The 19,173-nt window shown below is 32.9% G+C and carries 22 protein-coding genes and 1 tRNA gene; 16 read left to right on the forward strand and 7 right to left on the reverse strand.

What is annotated here, in order from left to right:
- Positions 1 to 52: 52 nt before the first annotated feature.
- From DMZ43_RS09125 to DMZ43_RS09145, 5 genes are all read right to left on the reverse strand, one after another.
- Entirely contained in the window at positions 53 to 382 is a 330-nt protein-coding gene (locus tag DMZ43_RS09125; protein ID WP_131507640.1) for a hypothetical protein, read from the reverse strand.
- A 141-nt stretch (positions 383 to 523) separates the two neighbouring features.
- Positions 524 to 721 carry a hypothetical protein gene (locus DMZ43_RS09130; protein WP_129760530.1) on the reverse strand — a complete coding sequence of 66 codons (198 nt, stop codon included), beginning with the start codon at positions 719 to 721 and terminating at the stop codon, positions 524 to 526.
- Positions 722 to 882: 161 nt separating this feature from the next.
- Positions 883 to 1,683 (reverse strand): TIGR00266 family protein, encoded by an 801-nt coding sequence (locus DMZ43_RS09135; protein WP_129760529.1) that lies wholly within the window; start codon positions 1,681 to 1,683, stop codon positions 883 to 885.
- A gap of 185 nt (positions 1,684 to 1,868) precedes the next feature.
- Positions 1,869 to 2,525: a hypothetical protein gene (locus tag DMZ43_RS14960; protein ID WP_187347855.1), complete on the reverse strand. Its 657-nt coding sequence runs from the start codon at positions 2,523 to 2,525 to the stop codon at positions 1,869 to 1,871.
- A gap of 11 nt (positions 2,526 to 2,536) precedes the next feature.
- Entirely contained in the window at positions 2,537 to 2,992 is a 456-nt protein-coding gene (locus DMZ43_RS09145) for a DUF4442 domain-containing protein (protein WP_131507642.1), read from the reverse strand.
- A 144-nt stretch (positions 2,993 to 3,136) separates the two neighbouring features.
- On the opposite strand from DMZ43_RS09145, the gene DMZ43_RS09150 reads away from it, so the two are divergent.
- From DMZ43_RS09150 to DMZ43_RS09180, 7 genes are all read left to right on the forward strand, one after another.
- On the forward strand, positions 3,137 to 3,583 hold the full coding sequence (locus tag DMZ43_RS09150) for a DUF4870 domain-containing protein (RefSeq protein WP_129760525.1): 447 nt from the start codon (positions 3,137 to 3,139) through the stop codon (positions 3,581 to 3,583).
- Positions 3,584 to 3,640: 57 nt separating this feature from the next.
- Positions 3,641 to 3,979, forward strand: coding sequence for a PadR family transcriptional regulator (locus DMZ43_RS09155; protein ID WP_129760523.1), 339 nt, complete (start codon positions 3,641 to 3,643; stop codon positions 3,977 to 3,979).
- Positions 3,979 to 5,754 carry a PspC domain-containing protein gene (locus tag DMZ43_RS09160; RefSeq protein WP_131507644.1) on the forward strand — a complete coding sequence of 592 codons (1,776 nt, stop codon included), beginning with the start codon at positions 3,979 to 3,981 and terminating at the stop codon, positions 5,752 to 5,754. The genes DMZ43_RS09155 and DMZ43_RS09160 overlap by 1 nt, the downstream gene beginning before the upstream one ends.
- A 90-nt stretch (positions 5,755 to 5,844) precedes the next feature.
- Positions 5,845 to 6,354, forward strand: a complete 510-nt coding sequence (locus DMZ43_RS09165; protein WP_131507646.1) for a DUF4440 domain-containing protein — start codon at positions 5,845 to 5,847, stop codon at positions 6,352 to 6,354.
- 21 nt (positions 6,355 to 6,375) lie between these two features.
- Complete coding sequence (locus DMZ43_RS09170) at positions 6,376 to 7,098, forward strand: head GIN domain-containing protein (RefSeq protein ID WP_131507648.1); 723 nt, start codon at positions 6,376 to 6,378, stop codon at positions 7,096 to 7,098.
- Positions 7,099 to 7,209: 111 nt separating this feature from the next.
- Positions 7,210 to 8,052: a GIN domain-containing protein gene (locus DMZ43_RS09175; protein WP_131507650.1), complete on the forward strand. Its 843-nt coding sequence runs from the start codon at positions 7,210 to 7,212 to the stop codon at positions 8,050 to 8,052.
- A 21-nt stretch (positions 8,053 to 8,073) separates the two neighbouring features.
- A complete protein-coding gene (locus DMZ43_RS09180; protein WP_131507652.1) occupies positions 8,074 to 9,894 on the forward strand; it encodes a M2 family metallopeptidase in 1,821 nt (606 codons plus the stop codon).
- Between the two features lie 72 nt (positions 9,895 to 9,966).
- Here the strand turns inward: DMZ43_RS09180 and trxB are convergent, their stop codons facing one another.
- Positions 9,967 to 10,947 (reverse strand): thioredoxin-disulfide reductase, encoded by a 981-nt coding sequence (gene trxB, locus DMZ43_RS09185; protein WP_131507654.1) that lies wholly within the window; start codon positions 10,945 to 10,947, stop codon positions 9,967 to 9,969.
- Positions 10,948 to 11,142: 195 nt separating this feature from the next.
- Between trxB and DMZ43_RS09190 the strand changes: the two genes are divergently transcribed.
- On the forward strand, positions 11,143 to 11,613 hold the full coding sequence (locus DMZ43_RS09190) for a hypothetical protein (RefSeq protein ID WP_131507656.1): 471 nt from the start codon (positions 11,143 to 11,145) through the stop codon (positions 11,611 to 11,613).
- Between the two features lie 35 nt (positions 11,614 to 11,648).
- On the opposite strand, the gene DMZ43_RS09195 is transcribed toward DMZ43_RS09190, so the two are convergent.
- Positions 11,649 to 11,723 (reverse strand) — tRNA-Pro (locus tag DMZ43_RS09195).
- A 94-nt stretch (positions 11,724 to 11,817) separates the two neighbouring features.
- On the opposite strand from DMZ43_RS09195, the gene DMZ43_RS09200 reads away from it, so the two are divergent.
- The 8 genes from DMZ43_RS09200 to scpA are packed head-to-tail and all read left to right on the forward strand — an operon-like array spanning position 11,818 to position 19,145.
- The gene (locus DMZ43_RS09200; protein WP_131507658.1) at positions 11,818 to 12,924 is read left to right on the forward strand and encodes a PQQ-dependent sugar dehydrogenase; all 1,107 of its coding nucleotides are present in this window, start codon (positions 11,818 to 11,820) and stop codon (positions 12,922 to 12,924) included.
- Positions 12,921 to 13,337: a cytochrome c gene (locus DMZ43_RS09205; RefSeq protein ID WP_131507660.1), complete on the forward strand. Its 417-nt coding sequence runs from the start codon at positions 12,921 to 12,923 to the stop codon at positions 13,335 to 13,337. Before DMZ43_RS09200 ends, DMZ43_RS09205 begins: the two co-directional genes overlap by 4 nt.
- A 46-nt stretch (positions 13,338 to 13,383) precedes the next feature.
- The gene (gene udk, locus DMZ43_RS09210) at positions 13,384 to 13,989 is read left to right on the forward strand and encodes a uridine kinase (RefSeq protein WP_131507661.1); all 606 of its coding nucleotides are present in this window, start codon (positions 13,384 to 13,386) and stop codon (positions 13,987 to 13,989) included.
- A 6-nt stretch (positions 13,990 to 13,995) separates the two neighbouring features.
- Complete coding sequence (locus DMZ43_RS09215; protein WP_129760500.1) at positions 13,996 to 14,325, forward strand: septum formation initiator family protein; 330 nt, start codon at positions 13,996 to 13,998, stop codon at positions 14,323 to 14,325.
- Positions 14,315 to 15,688: a methylmalonyl-CoA mutase subunit beta gene (locus DMZ43_RS09220; RefSeq protein ID WP_131507663.1), complete on the forward strand. Its 1,374-nt coding sequence runs from the start codon at positions 14,315 to 14,317 to the stop codon at positions 15,686 to 15,688. Before DMZ43_RS09215 ends, DMZ43_RS09220 begins: the two co-directional genes overlap by 11 nt.
- A gap of 10 nt (positions 15,689 to 15,698) precedes the next feature.
- Positions 15,699 to 16,367, forward strand: a complete 669-nt coding sequence (locus DMZ43_RS09225) for a hypothetical protein (RefSeq protein ID WP_129760496.1) — start codon at positions 15,699 to 15,701, stop codon at positions 16,365 to 16,367.
- On the forward strand, positions 16,348 to 16,989 hold the full coding sequence (locus tag DMZ43_RS09230) for a hypothetical protein (RefSeq protein ID WP_131507665.1): 642 nt from the start codon (positions 16,348 to 16,350) through the stop codon (positions 16,987 to 16,989). Before DMZ43_RS09225 ends, DMZ43_RS09230 begins: the two co-directional genes overlap by 20 nt.
- Positions 16,989 to 19,145 carry a methylmalonyl-CoA mutase gene (scpA, locus tag DMZ43_RS09235; RefSeq protein WP_131507667.1) on the forward strand — a complete coding sequence of 719 codons (2,157 nt, stop codon included), beginning with the start codon at positions 16,989 to 16,991 and terminating at the stop codon, positions 19,143 to 19,145. Before DMZ43_RS09230 ends, scpA begins: the two co-directional genes overlap by 1 nt.
- Positions 19,146 to 19,173: the final 28 nt, after the last annotated feature.

Consider the following 19,173-nt stretch of genomic DNA (forward strand, 5'->3'; position numbering starts at 1 on the left):
GCTGTTAATGGCAAGCACAGTTAAGCCTTGTATAAAAAACTGATATTAAACTTTAACAAATAGGAGGTTTATAGATACTGTAATCTATAAGGTGAGAATAATTATTTACGTAGTAGATGGGTTGTTTAGCTTTAAAAAACATAAGCTGTGAAGGCGTTATTTCTTCATTAGCTATTTGTTGAACAAAAACTGGATAAAACGCTTCAAACACCATTTGATGCGATTTACCTTTACCTGAATCGTTACTTGCCTTTTGAATTTGTGTAGCTAAATGACATTTACCATTACACTCTAGCTCTGGTTTGTCTTTATTAATACAATAGGTTTCAATAATGTAATCAATATTTAACTCATAGTATAATACTTGTCCAACATAATACATCGGTCGCAATGCAAACGAAAGAAGTAATATGGTTAAATATAGCTTTTTCAGGTCTTATATAATTTTCTACAAAGATAAAACCAATATTCTACTATCAAGCTCTTTTTTACAAAAATAAAGCGACCGTTTGGTCGCTTTATGTTAAGGTTTTAAATATATTAAACATTGATTTAATTCTGGGTTCTGTAGTACAAGTGATTGAATATAAATTCTTAACTCTTCAATTTCATAAGGTAATAATCGTTGAACAGCTTTTTGTACTTCTTTACAGAACAACGAAGCATCAAAACTAACTTTATTAAGTACCGTTTTGGTGTACTCAAACATTGCTCTTGCCATTTGTAATTTTAGGTTTTAGGGTTAGGTAGTTGTATTGTATAGGCTTAAAGTGTTTTTGTTTTTACATTCCTAAAGTACTAAAAAAATCGATTAGTTGTTTTAGTTAAACAAAATTTTAACACTAAAAATCCCTCATTAAATATAACTCAATACGTTAACGTTTAGAACCTATTGTCACCATCAAGTAAGTCTCCTAAACCACCAAGAATACTACCTTCTCCTTTACTTTTGCCACCAGATCTTGGTGCTGAGGCTAATACTCTACCTGCCAATCTACTAAAAGGTAAAGATTGTATGTATACTGTTCCTGGTCCTTGTAGTTTAGCAAAAAACAAACCTTCACCTCCAAATACTGTATTTTTTATACCTCCTACAAACTCAATATCATAATCTACATCTTGAGTAAAACCTACTAAGCAACCAGTATCTACTCTTAGAGATTCTCCTGCTTTTAATTCTTTTCTAGCCATAGTACCACCAGCATGAACAAATGCCATACCATCTCCTTCAAGTTTTTGCATTATAAATCCTTCGCCACCAAAAAGTCCTCTACCTAATTTCCTTGAAAACTCAATACCAACGCTTACACCTTTTGCTGCACAAAGAAAAGCGTCTTTTTGACAGATGAACTTACCTCTAAACTCGGTTAAATCTATTGGAATGATTTTACCAGGATAAGGTGATGCAAAACTCACATTGCGTTTGCCTGAAAGGTTGTTGTAAAACGCAGTCATAAACAAGCTTTCTCCTGTAAGTATGCGTTTTCCAGCTCCAAGGATTTTACCTAAAAAACCAGTGTCTTTTTGTGAACCGTCTCCAAAAATGGTTTCCATTTTAATACCATCGTCCATCATCATAAAGCTTCCTGCTTCGGCTATAACACCTTCTTGTGGATCTAATTCTATTTCTACGAATTGCATTTCTTCTCCGTAGATTCTGTAGTCTATTTCGTGTGCTGTCATTATATTGTGTTTTTTAATTGATTTATAAATTAGTTGATGTATTATCTGTTTTGTTACAAATAGTTTTATAAAGGCCTCATTACATGAAATTTACAAAAATCCTCCACTCTTAATCAAAGATACTAAAACATAACAAACTAAAAACAAACAACTTACAAGTAAGCAGTTAAAATATTGCATCTATTTTATTCTGCTTTTCTTGGATATAAAAACTCAACTTTGGCATTTATTATTCTTTCTATATCATTCAAGTTTAACTGAAACCAATATTCTTGCTTTTCTATATAATAACTGAAACAAAATTCCATTTCAGTTGTATCAAACCCACCATGATACCTTTCTGTTTGAAATTCATCTGAACTCTCAATTTCAGCCCATTGATTTATATTTAAATTTCTAGCCAAAATACTTTCGCAAATTTTTTTAAACTGTTCATCTACCTGAATTTTGATTAAGTCTGATTCATTTCCATAATAGTCATAGTAATGTTGAGCAAATTCTGTCTTCATTATTTTACTATTAATTCCGCCAAACTGAATTTCAAAATCGTTTCCTTTTTCCATTCCGCTAATTGCGCCTCCCCAACCAACTAGTTCTGTTCCGTTTTCAAGATAAACTTTCAATTTAGGGATCACCTGAGTATCAATAAATTTATATTCTTTATCGTCTTGATTTATTGTTACTTTATGCTGTTGACAATGATTTTTAAACAAGTTATATGGTGAGTCTACATTTTCAAAATTAATTTTTCCATAAACAACTCCCATTGGAGTATCAGCAAATTCAAAAGCAGTTGTTCCTATTTTAATTCCACTTAATTGTATTTCGTAAATTTTTTTCAAATTATTATCAACTAACTTTTAACTTTAATACTCCATTCAAAATTAAATACCGACACTTCTACTCCATCTTGGTTTACACCTTTTGATTGCATCCACAAGGTTTGTCCTTCACCAGTTTCAATAGCTTTGGCTATGGCATCATCAATTTTATGACCATCTGTACAACTAAATGTAATTTTTCCTGTTGCCTTTTTAGTAAAAGTAGCATTGTTATTAGCTACCAACATAGAAATAGGCTTACCGCTTTCTCTAATTTTAGCAAGTACCAGAGCACCTGTAGTTAATTCGGCAGCCATACCTTGCACTGCCCAAAACATAGATTTAAAAGGGTTTTGATTAATCCAACGGTGTTTTACAACTACTGTACAAGTGTCATTATTAATAGACTTTACACGAACTCCAGTAAAGAACACTGAAGGCAGTTTAAAAAAGTTGAAAGTGTTTATTTTATTAGGTGTAAGCTTCATTTTAAAAATTAGTTTTATCAAATCTAGACAAAATAATTCATAATTCAATTTGTTAATATTATGTTAAAATACACTACTATGCGTAACATAATACCTTTTTTTAGACATATATTTGTATAAGATAATATTATACGTTTTAAAATCATGTTAGACAACCACCAAAAAAATATTGCAACTTTTATTCATTTATCTACCTTTAGTAGGTTTATAATTCCGTTAGGAAATTTTATTGGACCTATTATATTATGGATTACTAACAAAGAAAAATCGGAGTTTGTTGATAGTCATGGAAAGCAAGCCATAAACTTTCAAATAAGTATACTACTATATACCTTAATTATAGGTACGCTAACTATCCCGTTTTTCTTTTTAAAGTTTTTTAATGGTATTGACTTTATAGACTTTCATGGGTTTAATGATTTTCACATTAACATAGGAAAACCTTCTCCTCTACTTTACATTACAGGAGGTTTGGGTGTTCTTGCTGTTTTTGGATTTATCTTAGAACTTATATTTATAGTCATTGCAAGTTTAAAAGCACGCGATGGTGAGTTGTACAACTATCCATTAACCATAAATTTCATCAAATAACCATCAATCAATCAATCAAAAAATGAACAGTTTTTCAAATTAAAATTTCTTTAGAACATGAAGATAGAAAACACAAAAGCACAAATGCGTAAAGGTGTATTAGAATACTGCATATTATCAGTCTTAAAAGACGATGATGCTTATGTAGCCGAAATTCTAGACACACTAAAAGACGCAAAACTGCTTGTTGTAGAAGGAACCATTTATCCACTACTTACAAGACTTAAAAACGCTGGTCTTCTTAACTACCGTTGGGAAGAATCAACCTCAGGTCCTCCACGAAAATATTACGGTTTAACAGAAACAGGAAAACTGTTTCTAAATGAACTTAATACCACATGGAGCGAATTACAAAATGCAGTTAACCTAGTAACAAGACAAAAAAATAAAAAATAATGAATAAAACAGTCAACATAAATTTAGCAGGTATATTCTTCCATATTGATGAAGATGCATACTTAAAATTACAACGCTATCTTGAGGCTATAAAACGTTCATTTACAGACTCTCAAGGTCGATCAGAAATCATAGCAGATATTGAAGCTCGTATTGCTGAATTGTTCAACGAGCGTGTTCAAAACGAAAAACAAGTTATCAGAATAAAAGAAGTTGATGAAGTAATCTCAATAATGGGACAACCTGAAGACTATCTTGTTGATGACGAAATTTTTGAAGACGAACCAAAAACACAATACAGAAGAACCTCAACTTCCAAAAAACTATTTAGAGATACCGACAACTCATACATTGGTGGTGTTTCATCAGGTCTTGGACACTATTTAGGTATTGATGCCATTTGGGTAAGACTACTTTGGATTTTACTTACTCTAGGTTCTGGTGGTACGTTTGTGCTTATATATGTATTGTTTTGGGTTTTAGTTCCTGAAGCAGTTTCAACCGCTGATAAACTTACAATGACTGGTGAACCTGTGAACATCAGTAACATTGAAAAAAAAATTAAAGACGGATTTGATAATGTATCACAAACGGTTTCAGACACGGTAAAAAACATTGATTTACCCAAACAAGGAAACCGAATAAAATCATCGTCAAAAACATTTTTTGACACTATAGGAGACATCATTATGTTTTGTCTTAAAGTGTTTGCAAAGTTCATTGGTATTATTTTAATACTCATTGGAGCCAGTACTTTAATAGGATTAATAATTGCATTATTTACCGTTGGAATTGCCGATTCTGTTAACGTCCCAGGAATTGAATTTATAAATGCGGCCAATGCTGCAAACACACCAGTTTGGTTAGTATCAATGTTACTATTGTTTGCCATAGGAATACCATTCTTTTTCATTTTCTATTTAGGACTCAAAATATTAATCAACAACCTAAAATCAATTGGTAACATCGCTAAGTTTTCGTTACTAGGTTTATGGTTAATGTCAATGATAGGACTATTTGTAATAGGAATAAAGCAAGCTAGTGAACATGCGTTTGATGCGAGTGTGACCGAAAACACTGAATTGTTAATGCTTAATCCATCAGATACTTTAACAATACGTATGCAAGGAAACTCGTCATACAGCAAACATTTTGGAAGACGTAGCAGCTTGTTTAAAACAGTGTATGACGATAACGACAACAAACTTATATACAATACTGATGTGCGACTTATTGTGCGTTCAACTAAAGATAGTGTAGCCTCTTTAAGTATTGAAAAAAATGCACATGCTAGCGATTATCAAAAAGCAAAATCAAGAGCACAAAACATTAATTATGATTTCAAGGTAATTGGTAATGAGCTTTTACTAGATGCTTACCTTACTACAGAGTTCAGAAACAAGTATGGTGAACAACAAATTGAAGCTACATTGTATTTACCAGAAGGTACTGTGTTTTATGCAGATCAAAACACCTATTCCTTTCACAGAAACTCTAGCTATTACAGAGACATACTAGAAAATGGTATGGAAGAGCATTATTTAAAAGTAACTCATGATGGTGTGGTGTGTTTAAACTGCGAAGACGATGAGTTTAAAGTAAGAGTTGATGTAAACGATGAACACTCTGGTCTTAAAATAGATGAAGATGGTGTTAAAATTAAAAAAGATAGTGTTGAAATAGAAATCAACGACCAAGGCATTAGAGCAAAGGACGTAGATGTTAAAGTAAGAATAGATGATAATGGTGTTGAAATAATATCAGACGACAATTAACAATTCATCAATAAAAAACAACAATTCAGATACTTAGTTTATTAATCGTATATATAAAACTAGACCTTTGAACTAGTAATCAATCAAAAAATGAAACAGTTAACACACAAACTATTAATTATTTTTTTAACACTAAGCTTTTCAACTATTACTTTTGCACAGGTAGATAAAAAATCAGAGCTTTTTAAAATTCTAAAAAATAATGATAGTTTAATTTTTAAAGTTGGCTTTAATACTTGCGATATGAGTCAGTTTGAAAACCTGATTTTTGATGACCTAGAGTTTTATCATGATAAATCAGGTGTTATCAACTCTAAACTAGACTTTATTAAGGTCATGAAAAATGGTATTTGCAATTCAAAAAACAATTCAAAGTTAAGAAGAGAACTTAAAAAAAATAGCCTAGAAGTGTTTCCGCTTTATAATGACAACAAACTCTATGGAGCTATTCAACAAGGAGAACATTTATTTTACGAAACAGTCAATAATAAAGAGACTCTAAACGGAAATGCCAAATTCTCCCATTTATGGCTATTAGAAAACAACAAGTGGAAATTAAAGCGTGTTTTAAGTTATAATCACATAGCAACAAAATATTAATCAATCAAAAAACAAACAGTTATGACAACCTTAGCAAAAGTAATTATCTCCACGGTTTTAGGACTACTTATGATGTCCTGTAACTTTGATATGAATTTTGGAGTAAACGGAAACGGAAATGTAACCACAACCGAAAGATCGCTTGATGGTAGCTTTAGCTCAATAAAAGTAAGTAGAGGTTTAGATGTTTACATTACTCAAACCAATACCGAAAGTGTAAGTGTTGAAGCCGATGAGAACTTACAAGACATTATTATGGTAGAAATTGAAGGTGATGTTTTAAACATTTATGCCGAAGAAAATATTGGCACTTCAAAATCAAAAAAAATAATGGTATCTCTTGACGATTTAACTAAAATCTCAACAACCAGTGGTAGCGATGTATTTTCAACCAATACTATTAACACAAACACTATCGAGATTAAAACCACTAGCGGAAGCGACCTTGAACTAGATATCAATGCCGAAAGTATTGACTGTAGTTCAACTAGCGGAAGCCATGTTAAGCTTTCAGGTAAAACAAATAAACTCTACGCAAGTGCTACAAGCGGAAGCGATATAAGCGCACAAGATTTAAGTGCTGTATCCTGTCAAGTAAAAGCAACTAGTGGTGCAAACATTACCGTAAACACATCAGAAGAATTAATAGCTAAAGCTAGTAGTGGTGGCGACATTAACTACTATGGTAACCCTAAAAAAGTAGAAACTAGCGATAATGTTTCTGGTAGTATAAGAAAACGCTAACCAACCTGTTTACATACAACTAACCAACCTGTTTTTCAAACCATTTCAACCTCTAGTTAGAGTTTGGGATGGTTTTTGCATATATTTGTTGTACAATTTTAAATTTATACAATGAATAAAACCCTTTTCGTTTTACTATTCAGCTTAGGTTTTACATCATCCTTTTTTGCTCAAAACAGTGAAAAAGTAAAAGGTAATAGAGATGTTACCATTGAACAAACCTATTTAGATGATTTCACTAAAATAATTGTAGGTGGCGACTTTTCAATAGAAATCATATATAACTCAAAGTCTTCAGTAGAAATTGAAACTGACAGCAATCTTCATGATATCATTAAAGTTGAAGTCGTTGATAGCACACTAACTTTCTCTACAACTCAAGAAATTTCTTCTAAAAAGAGATTGAATATAACGGTAAATTACAGCACTCCTTTAGAGTATATCGAAACTAAAGACGATGCTGAAATTCGCTCATTAACGTCTTTAGAGCTTAACGACGTTGTCTTAAAAACCACAGGAACCTCCAAAGCATACTTAAATATTAATGCCAATAACTTTGAGTACACAAGTTTAGACAAAGCAAAAGTAAAATTAAACCTTACAGCCAAAGGTACATCAACAGTTGTTTTAAGTGATAACAGTAAGTTAGACGCTCTTGTAAACAGTAAAGAAGCTAAAATTGACTTATACCAAAGAGCGACTATAAACATTGAAGGAGATACTAATAATGCAATTATTAGAACTGATAATAATTCTGATTTTAACGGAAAAAACTTTACAACCAAAACCTGTACTTTAATCTCTGAAGTTGCTAGTGATGCACACGTAAATGTATCTGAAGCTATCACTCTAGAAATTACCGGAAGCAGTGAAGTTTTCTTATACAACAACCCAAAGGTAACTATCAATAAATTTATTGATACTGCAAAATTGCTTAAAAAAGAAACTAATTAACTTTTAACCCTTTTTATTTAAATGAAAAAACTAATTGCCTTATCAATTGTTCTTTTTTCCATGGTTTCATGTAAAGAAGACACATCTAAAACTAGCAATAATTCAGCTGAATTGAAAGCTGAAGTTCAAGCGTTTTTAGATGATTACACTAATACTTTCGTAAAATTATATTACGATTCTGCACTTGCTGAGTGGGATGCCAACACACGTATTGTTGCTGGTGACACAACCAATGCTTACAATGTTCAAAAAGCAAATGAAGCCTTTGCTAAATTTACAGGAAGCACTGAAAACATTGAAAAAACAAGAAAATTTTTAGAGAATAAAGATGCTTTAGATATTGTTCAAGTAAGACAACTTAATACAATTCTTTATGCTGCTGCTAACAACCCTGAAACAGTTTCCGATTTAGTTTCAGAACGTATTGCTGCCGAAAATGCTCAAAACGAAACTTTATTTGGTTTCGATTTTAAAGTTGATGGCAAATCAGTAACAACAGGTGACATCGACAAAGTATTAAGAGAATCTAACGATTTAAACGAAAGACTTGCCAATTGGAAAACTTCAAAAGCTGTTGGTAAAGATTTAAAAGATGGTTTAGAAAATTTAAGATCGCTTCGTAACAAAACTGTACAAGCTCTAGGTTATGACGATTACTTTACTTACCAAGTATCAGATTATGGTATGTCACGTCAAGAAATGCGCGATGAAATGAACAAAATGGTTAAAGAAGTTTGGCCACTGTATAGAGAATTACACACTTGGGCTAGATATGAATTAGCTAAAAAATTCAATGCTGAAGTACCTCAGTATTTACCTGCTCACTGGTTACCAAACCGTTGGGGACAAGACTGGAGCGCTTTGGTTAATGTTGAAGGATTGGATATTGATGCTGCTTTAGCTGACAAAGAACCAGAGTGGATTGTAAAAGAAGGTGAAAACTTCTATAAGAGTATTGGTTTTGACCCATTACCTGCAAGCTTCTACGAAAAATCTAGCATGTATCCTTTACCTGCTGATGCTCCTTACAAAAAGAACAATCACGCTTCTGCATGGCATATGGATTTAGAAAACGACTTGCGTTGTCTAATGAGTGTTGAAGCAACTGCCGATTATTATGAGACTATTCATCATGAATTAGGACATATTTATTATTATCAAGCTTACACCAACCCTGATGTTCCACCTTTATTACGTGGAGGCGCAAACAGAGGATACCACGAAGCCATTGGTAGTTTATTAGGTTTAGCTGCTATGCAAAAGCCATTTTTAGCAGAAAAAGGATTAGTTGATGCTAATGTTGAAATTGATGAAACTCAAAACCTATTAAAAGAAGCTTTAAACTATGTTGTGTTTTTACCATTCTCAGCAGGTGTAATGACTGAGTTTGAAAATGCTGTTTATGCTGAAAACCTTCCTAAGGATGAGTTCAACAAAAAATGGTGGGAACTCGCTCAAAAATACCAAGGTATGGTTCCTCCTTCTGAAAGAGGTGAAGAGTTTTGTGATGCTGCTTCAAAAACACATATCAACAATGATGCTGCTCAATATTACGATTATGCAGTATCTTATATTTTATTATTCCAATTCCATGACCATATTTCTAAAAATATCTTGAAGCAAGACCCACATGCTACAAACTACTATGGTAGCAAACCTGTTGGAGATTTCCTTAAAGAAGTTTTAAAATCTGGTGCTAATAATGATTGGAGAGAGTTATTAAAAGAAAGTGTTGGTAGCGAAATGAGTGCAAAACCAATGTTAGACTATTTTGCTCCTCTTATGGATTACTTAAAAGAACAAAACAAAGGCAGAACATACACACTACCAGAAAGTTTATAATATTTAAACTTTAATACATAAAAAAAACCGAAGCTATAAACTTCGGTTTTTTTTATCTCTATTATTTATGTTCTAGTTATAGGTAGAAGTACTAACTTCAAAAGTAGTATCTTTTGCAGCTAACCAACGCTCTGCATCAAGAGCAGCCATACAACCTGTTCCAGCAGCAGTAATTGCTTGTCGGTAAACATGATCGGCAGCATCACCACTCACAAAAACACCTTCTACATTAGTTTTAGATGTTCCAGGAACATTTATAATATATCCAGTTTCATCTAAATCTAAATAATCTTTAAAAATATCAGTATTAGGCTTATGTCCAATAGCTACAAAAAATCCTGTTGCAGGAATTTCGTGCTTCTCATCAGTTTGGTTATTAAACACTTTAACACCTGTAACTACTTGTCCATCTCCTAAAACCTCTTCAGTTTCAGTATTGAATAGTATTTCAATATTTGGTGTGTTTTTAACGCGTTCAGCCATAATTTTTGAAGCTCTAAACTCATCACGTCTTACAAGCATTGTTACCTTTTTACAAAGCTTAGATAAATAATGTGCCTCTTCGCAAGCACTATCTCCTGCTCCAACAATCACTACTTCTTGATTTCGGTAGAAAAAGCCATCACAAACAGCACATGCAGAAACACCTCCACCTAATTTTAAATATTTTTGTTCAGATTCTAATCCTAAATATTTTGCTGAAGCTCCTGTAGAAATTATAACTGTATCACAGTGTATTTCCTTTGTGTCATTTACCCATACTTTGTGTACATCTCCAGAAAAATCTACTTTGGTAACCCATCCATCTCTTACGTCGGTTTCAAAGCGTTCAGCTTGCTTTTGTAACTGAATCATCATTTCAGGACCTGTTACTCCTTCAGGATAACCTGGGAAATTCTCAACCTCATTAGTAGTTGTCAGCTGTCCTCCTGGTTGTGCTCCTTGGTATAAAACTGGAGACATATTTGCTCTTGCTGCGTAAATGGCAGCTGTATAACCTGCAGGTCCAGAACCTATTATCAAACACTTTACTTTTTCAATTGTTTCAGACATAATCGTATCATTAATTTTACTAAACAAAAGTAGGTTTTTTGGGCAAATCCTTACATATAAGTTATTAACAGTTTGTATACAACTATAAGTAAAAATTATACCTAGCTGCATATTTTTTACATTGAATAATTTAAAAATACCAGTAGATTTTTGTAAATTTAGAAGACAACACATTTAAAACTAAAACATTCTGTCATGAAACATTTAGCACAAATAATACTCACTGCTCTATTAGTAATTGCTTGTAAAAACAATGCAAATCAAAACGTCCAAGACAACACTAAAACACAAGAATCAATCAACGCGTCATTAGAAGGTACTTGGGAATTGGTAGGTTTTTATAACTACATCAACAATAAAGTATCCGATTCGTTTAACCCATCTACAGGTTATCGTCAAGTAAAGATGTATACCTCAACCAAAGTAATGTGGAGTAAAAATGTACCAACCGACAGTACTGAATGGTTTGGTTATGGATATTATAATATTAATGGTGATACGCTCACCGAAGTTTTGGATTATGGCTCTAAAATGATGAAAAAAATTATTAATGAACGAAAAGAATTTAAATACGAGCTCAGCTTAAAAGAAAACACCTTTAGTCAAATTGAAGTTGATGATGAGGGTAACCGTATTTACTCAGAAAACTACAAACGTATTGAATAAAAAAAAAGCCGAACAAAACAGTTCAGCTTTTAAAGTCGGGGTGGCAGGATTCGAACCTGCGACCTCCGCGTCCCAAACGCGGCGCGATAACCGGGCTACGCTACACCCCGAATCTTGGTTATCATTTTTAGGACTGCAAATATATACCTTTTTTTAAAAACTGACACATTTTATCATTAAATTTAAGCTCAAAATCATTTTTATATGAAATTTAAAAAACAGTACATGCTTTTTATAGCATTGCTAGGTGTTTTTGCTTGCGCTCAAGATAAAAATCCCGTAAACACAAACCACGATTACGAACTAGTTGTAAAAGAACTTAATATACCTTGGGGATTTGCATTTTTACCTGATAAATCAATGTTAATTACTGAAAAAAGTGGTGAACTCATTCATTTTAAAAATGGTCAAAAAACTACTATCTCTGGTTTACCGGAAATATATGTAAGAGGTCAAGGAGGTTTATTGGACATTTGTTTACATCCTGAGTATAAAGATAACGGTTGGATTTATTTCACTTATGCATCTCCTGAAGGAGAAGAAAAAGGAGGCAATACAGCCTTAATGAGAGCAAAACTAAAAAACAACACTTTAGTTGATAAACAACTATTGTACAAAGCTAGTCCTAATACAACAAGAGGTCAACATTTTGGTTCAAGAATAGTTTTTGACAACCAAGGGTATTTATATTTTACTATTGGCGAACGTGGAGATAGAGATACAAATCCACAAGACATAACAAGAGATTGCGGAAAAGTATACCGACTAAATGATGATGGGTCAATCCCAACAGATAATCCGTTTGTAAACACACCTAACGCAAAACCTGCAATTTTTTCCTATGGTCATAGAAATCCGCAAGGTATGGTTTTACACTATGAAACTGGTGAAATATGGACTCACGAACATGGTCCTAGAGGAGGAGACGAAATCAATATTATAAAATCTGGAAAAAATTACGGATGGCCAGTTATAAGTTATGGTATCAATTATAGTGGAACAAAATTTACTGACATTACCGAAAAAGAAGGCATGGAACAACCCTTTCATTATTGGGATCCTTCAATTGCTCCTAGTGGGATGGCTTTTATAACTAGCGATAAATATCCTGATTGGAAAGGAGACCTTCTAGTTGGTTCATTAAAATTCCAATATCTTGATAAATGTGTCATCAAAAATGGCAAAGTAATTAAGGAAGAACGTCTTTTAGACAACTTAGGCCGTGTGCGTTCAATAAACCAAGGACTAGACGGTTACATTTATGTAGGCATTGAAAACTTAGGAATTGTAAAACTGTTACCAAAAAAATGATAAAAACCAAACCACTATTATTTATTATAGCTTTCGCAACATTAACGTTTTGCAATAGCAAGAAAGAAGATAAAAGCCCAGAAATACAAGAAAGTATACAACGTGGTTCTGAAGTGTACAACGACTTTTGTATGGCTTGCCATTTACCAAACGGACAAGGTGTACCACGCACATTTCCGCCTTTGGCGAAATCGGATTATTTAATTAACAAAAGAGCTGAAAGCATAAAAGCTATTAAGTACGGACAAAAAGGAAAAATAACAGTTAATGGTGTTGAATATGATAATGTGATGACACCCTTAGGACTAAGCGACCAAGAAGTTGCCGATGTAATGAATTACATTACAAACTCTTGGGGAAACACCAATAATAAAATGGTTACCGAAGATGAAGTTTCAAAAATTCAGCCTTAATTTTTCTTGTAAATACTTAAATTTGCCTAAATTCTAAACAAAAAATATGCTCATTATAGGAATCGCAGGAGGAACAGGTTGTGGAAAAACAACTGTGGTTAATCAAATATTAGCTCAACTTCCCGAAGGTGAAGTTGGGGTCATCTCTCAAGACTCATATTACAAAGACACGTCTCATTTGAGTTATGACGAACGAGTAAAAATCAATTTTGACCATCCTCGTTCTATCGATTTTGAACTTTTGGAAGAACACCTTAAAGAGTTAAAAAAAGGAAATACAATAGATCAACCTGTATACTCTTTTGTAAAACATAACAGAACAGGTGATGTTGTAAAAACCAAACCAAGAAAAGTGATGATTGTTGAGGGTATTCTTATCCTTACCAATCCTGAATTGAGAGACATGTTTGATATAAAAATATTTGTGCATGCTGATAGTGATGAACGCCTTATACGTCGTTTAAAACGAGATATTTCTGAAAGAGGAAGAGACATTGACGAAGTATTATCGCGTTACCAAAACACATTAAAACCTATGCATCAGCAATTTATAGAACCTATGAAAGAGTATGCTGACATTATCATACCAAACAATAAGTACAATACTGTAGCAGTTGATATAGTTAAAACTATTATTAATCAACGCTTGTAGCTTACAATGCCAAAAAAGAAAAACATAAAATATTTAAAACCTTTCAAAAATCTTTTTGTAATCATACTTGTGCCTTTTGCAATATGGATGCTGTTTTTTGACACTAACTCCTTTTTAATTCATCATGAATTAAATTCAGAAATGGAGGATTTAGAAAACGAAAAAGAATATTATAAAAAGGAAATTGAAAAAGACAATAAAGCTATTAAAGAGCTAAAAACCGAAGAAGGTATTGAAAAACTAGCTCGAGAAAAATACTATATGAAAAAGGAAAATGAAGAGATTTATATCATTGAGTACGAAGATAGCTTAGCAAAACAGAGTAATGAAAAATAATCCGTTATTTTCCAACTTTGATGGGGTTTCATCAAAGCAATGGAAACAAAAAATTCAAGCTGACCTTAAAGGTGCTGATTATAATGATACACTAATATGGAAATCAAACGAAGGCATTGATGTAAGACCATTTTATCATGCTGATGAGTTTGATGCACTTCCTAAAGTTTCAGATGCTAAAGCAACACAATGGTACATTTGCCAAACTATTTTTGTTGCTGATGCTAAGAAATCCAACGAAAAAGCTATTGATGCACTTTCTAGAGGAGCCGAAAGCATCAAGTTTATTATTTCTAACACTAAAATAAACTTAGAAGAACTCCTCAAATCAATTGACACCAACACTACGCTACTCTATTTTGAATTACAGTTTTTAGATACTGAATACGTTACTGAAATCCTCAGCAAAACTTCAAAAGACAAGGTTTATATCCTAACAGATATTATTGGTCAATTAGCAAGAACTGGCAATTGGTTTAAAGACTTAAAAACCGATCATTCTATTTTTGAAAGTATTGTAAAAAGTACCAATTCTTTAAGTATTGATGTTGCTTTATATCAAAATTCTGGAGCAACTATTGTGCAACAATTAGCATATGCTCTAGCACATGTTAATGAATATTTCAATCATCTTGACGCACTACTTTCAACTGAAGTAAAAAAAGAATTCAACATTGTTTTTAATGTTTCAGTAGGCACAAATTATTTCTTTGAGATTGCCAAACTTCGTGCTTTAAGATTGTTGTTTTCAACACTTGCCGAAGCTTTCAATTTTAATACACAGTGTCACATTTTTGCCACACCTACAAAGCGCAATAAAACGCTTTATGATTACAACACCAATATGCTACGTACTACAACAGAGTGTATGAGTGCAATTCTTGGTGGCGCAAATTCGGTATGCAATTTACCTTATGATGCTATTTATCATAAAGACAACGAATTCGGAGAACGAATCTCGAGAAATCAGTTATTAGTTTTAAAGCACGAAAGTTACTTTGACAAAGTTAATAATCCTGCCGATGGTAATTATTATGTAGAAACGTTAACTGAGCAAATTTCAGAAAAAGCCTTAGCATTATTTAAAGATATAGAAAGTAATGGTGGGTTTTTAAACCAACTTAAAGAAGGCACTATTCAACGTAAAATAAAAGAAAGTGCTACTAAAGAACAAGAAGATTTTAATGCTAACAAACTCATTTTATTAGGAACAAACAAGCATCCAAACCCTAACGATAAAATGAAGCACGAGCTTGAGCTATACCCTTTTGTAAAACACAATCCTGTAAAAACACTTATTGCTCCAATAATTGAAAACAGATTAGCTGAGTCAATGGAACAAGAACGAATTAATAATGAATAAACACAACATCATGAAGTTTAAATTAATTATTACATGCCTTATTGCAAGTTTAGTATTGTGGAACTGTAAGCAAGAACCAAAAACGCCTGAAGTAGATTACAAATATGCTAACAATAACGAATTAAAAGACTGTAAAAGCAAAGACTCTCTTCTACTTAACGAAGCATTAATGTCTTTTGAAAAAGATTTAATAAACGCTTACGATCCAAAAACCCAAAGTCCAAATAGGTCTTATGTTAGGTTTTTAAGCGATGTAAGAGTTAATAAAGTTAATTATATAGCTATCACATCAAAACACACAAAAGAACTGTTTGAGGCTTTAAAATCTAAATCCGATTTATGGAATACTAAAGAGGGTGATTATACTTTAAACTACGCTAACCCTTTAGTCGCTTGTATTGCTTCTAATATGCAAGAAGGTGATTTAAAAATTACTTTCAATGCATTAGTTGACACTAATAGTATGAGCTACAGAATGTATAGCGAAGAATTAAGACGAAACACCATAAGCATAACAAAAGACAAGTATTTAGCTCTTTTTGTTGCATTAGATTTATACTATGCTAAACTATTTGGTGTAGACTTTAACAAACAACCAGAAGCAAACATAGATTTCAATAAGAAACCTGTAAAAAAAGAAATTGAGTCAAAAGATTCGCATGAAGGTCACAACCATTAAAATAACAGTATTATTACTTGTTGTAGTAACATTTCAATCGTGTCTTAATGTTGCCAATGACGTCAAAAGCTGGATAGAATTAAATGCTGAAGACGAAATTTTTGGTAAATACCACATGCTTGAAGACGATGGCATAAAAATATATCTACCTGATGTTTTTAAACGTTACTCATCAGTAGAGTATCAACAATTACTAGATTCTTTAGCCACAAAAAAAGACTATGAGTACGAGTCTAAAAGACTAAAGTCTATGAGAGAATTGGAAGGTAATTTGTATTTATATTTTGATGAAACCACGCGTTCAACCTATAGTATAAATACAATGCCATATATGCCACTTTACAAAAGAGACGCTCAATATCTATTAGGAATGATACGTCTTGGCAATGAAAGAGTAGCTGAAAACACCGATTTAAAATTCACTAAAATCACAGCCAAGTATAATGCGAGTAATGGTCCGCAAATTTTCAAAGTTGTACACAGAATTGATAATGAAGCTAAACAAACATCAACCTTTAGTACAACTTATATTATTTCGTCTAATCACAAAACAGTCTTCATTAATCTAACCACACCTTTTGACGTCTATTTTGACCCATTTCTTCAAAAAATGATTTTATAATGTCCAGAAAAAACATTCAACATATTACCTTAAAGAATCAAAAGCCAAGAACCAAGAACCAAGATTCTCTTCCTTTAGGAGAGATGTCCGAAGCACAGAGAGGGCTTTTTACGACTGCGGAAGATATAAATGTTCAATCAACATACTCTAAAGATGACCTTAAAAATGTTGAACATCTAAATTTTGTGGCTGGAATAGCTCCAAACCTTCGTGGTCCATACAGTACAATGTATGTTCGTAGACCATGGACTATTCGTCAATATGCAGGATTTTCAACAGCAGAAGAAAGTAACGCTTTTTACAGACGTAATCTTGCTGCAGGTCAAAAAGGATTGTCTGTAGCCTTCGATTTGGCTACACATCGTGGTTATGATAGTGACCACGAACGTGTTGTTGGAGATGTTGGAAAAGCAGGAGTTGCTATTGATAGTGTTGAGGACATGAAAATTCTCTTTGATCAAATTCCGCTAGATAAAATGAGTGTATCTATGACCATGAATGGTGCTGTACTACCAATTATGGCATTTTATATTGTTGCTGCCGAAGAACAAGGTGTAAAACCTGAACAGTTAGCTGGTACTATTCAAAACGACATTTTAAAGGAGTTTATGGTAAGAAACACTTACATCTATCCTCCTACACCATCCATGAAAATCATTTCAGATATTTTTGAATATACCAGTAAAAACATGCCTAAGTTCAATAGTATCAGTATTTCTGGATACCACATGCAAGAAGCTGGTGCTACTTGTGATATTGAATTGGCTTACACTTTAGCTGATGGATTAGAATACATTAGAAAAGGGCTTGATGCAGGAATGGATATTGATACCTTTGCGCCACGTTTATCGTTCTTTTGGGCAATTGGGATGAACCATTTTATGGAAATTGCCAAAATGCGTGCTGCAAGAATGCTTTGGGCTAAATTGGTAAAACAATTCAATCCTAAAAATTCAAAATCTTTAGCATTACGAACCCATTGTCAAACCAGTGGCTGGAGTTTAACAGAGCAAGATCCATTTAATAATGTAGCACGAACAACTATTGAAGCTGCTGCTGCAGCTTTTGGTGGCACACAAAGTTTACATACCAATGCATTGGATGAAGCTATTGCATTACCAACAGATTTTTCGGCTAGAATTGCTCGTAACACGCAAATATTTTTACAAGAAGAAACCCATATTACAAAAACTGTTGACCCTTGGGCAGGAAGCTATTATGTTGAAAAACTAACACATGACATTGCTCAAAAGGCATGGAAACTGATTGAAGAAGTTGAAGCATTAGGCGGAATGACAAAAGCTATTGAAGCTGGTATTCCTAAAATTAGAATTGAAGAAGCTGCTGCACGAAAGCAAGCTCGAATTGATTCTGGACAAGACATTATAGTTGGTGTAAACAAATATAGATTACAAGAAGAAGATCCAATCGCTACACTTGAAGTTGACAACCAAATTGTACGCAACTCCCAAATAGAACGCTTAAAGGCCATTAAAGCAGAAAGAAACAACGAAAAAGTACAAGCAGCATTATCAAAATTAACTGAAGTTGCTAAAACAGGACAAGAAAATTTATTAGCTTTAGCTGTAGAAGCAGCTCGAGAACGAGCAACTTTAGGAGAAATAAGTGATGCTTTAGAAGCTGCTTTTGGTCGCTATAAAGCGCAAATTAAATCATTTAGTGGTGTGTATAGTAAAGAAATAAAAGATGACGAATCCTTTAAAAAAGCTAAAGAATTAGCTGATAAATTTGCTGAACAAGATGGACGACGTCCTCGTATTATGATAGCAAAAATGGGACAAGATGGACATGATCGTGGTGCAAAAGTTGTTGCTACAGGTTATGCCGATGTTGGTTTTGATGTAGATATTGGTCCACTGTTTCAAACACCTCAAGAAGCCGCTAAACAAGCTGTTGAAAATGATGTACATATTTTAGGCGTTTCATCATTAGCTGCTGGACACAAGACTCTAGTACCACAAGTTATTGAAGCACTTAAAAGTTATGGTCGTGATGATATTATGGTAATTGTTGGTGGTGTAATCCCAAAACAAGACTATCAATATTTATTTGATGCAGGAGCTGTGGCTGTTTTTGGACCTGGAACAAAAATTAGTGATGCAGCGATTAAGATTTTGGAGATTTTGATTGATTAATACTTATATTTGATTTCTAACTTATATT

This window comes from Meridianimaribacter sp. CL38, assembly GCF_004328055.1.
Lineage (GTDB): Bacteria > Bacteroidota > Bacteroidia > Flavobacteriales > Flavobacteriaceae > Gaetbulibacter_B > Gaetbulibacter_B jejuensis.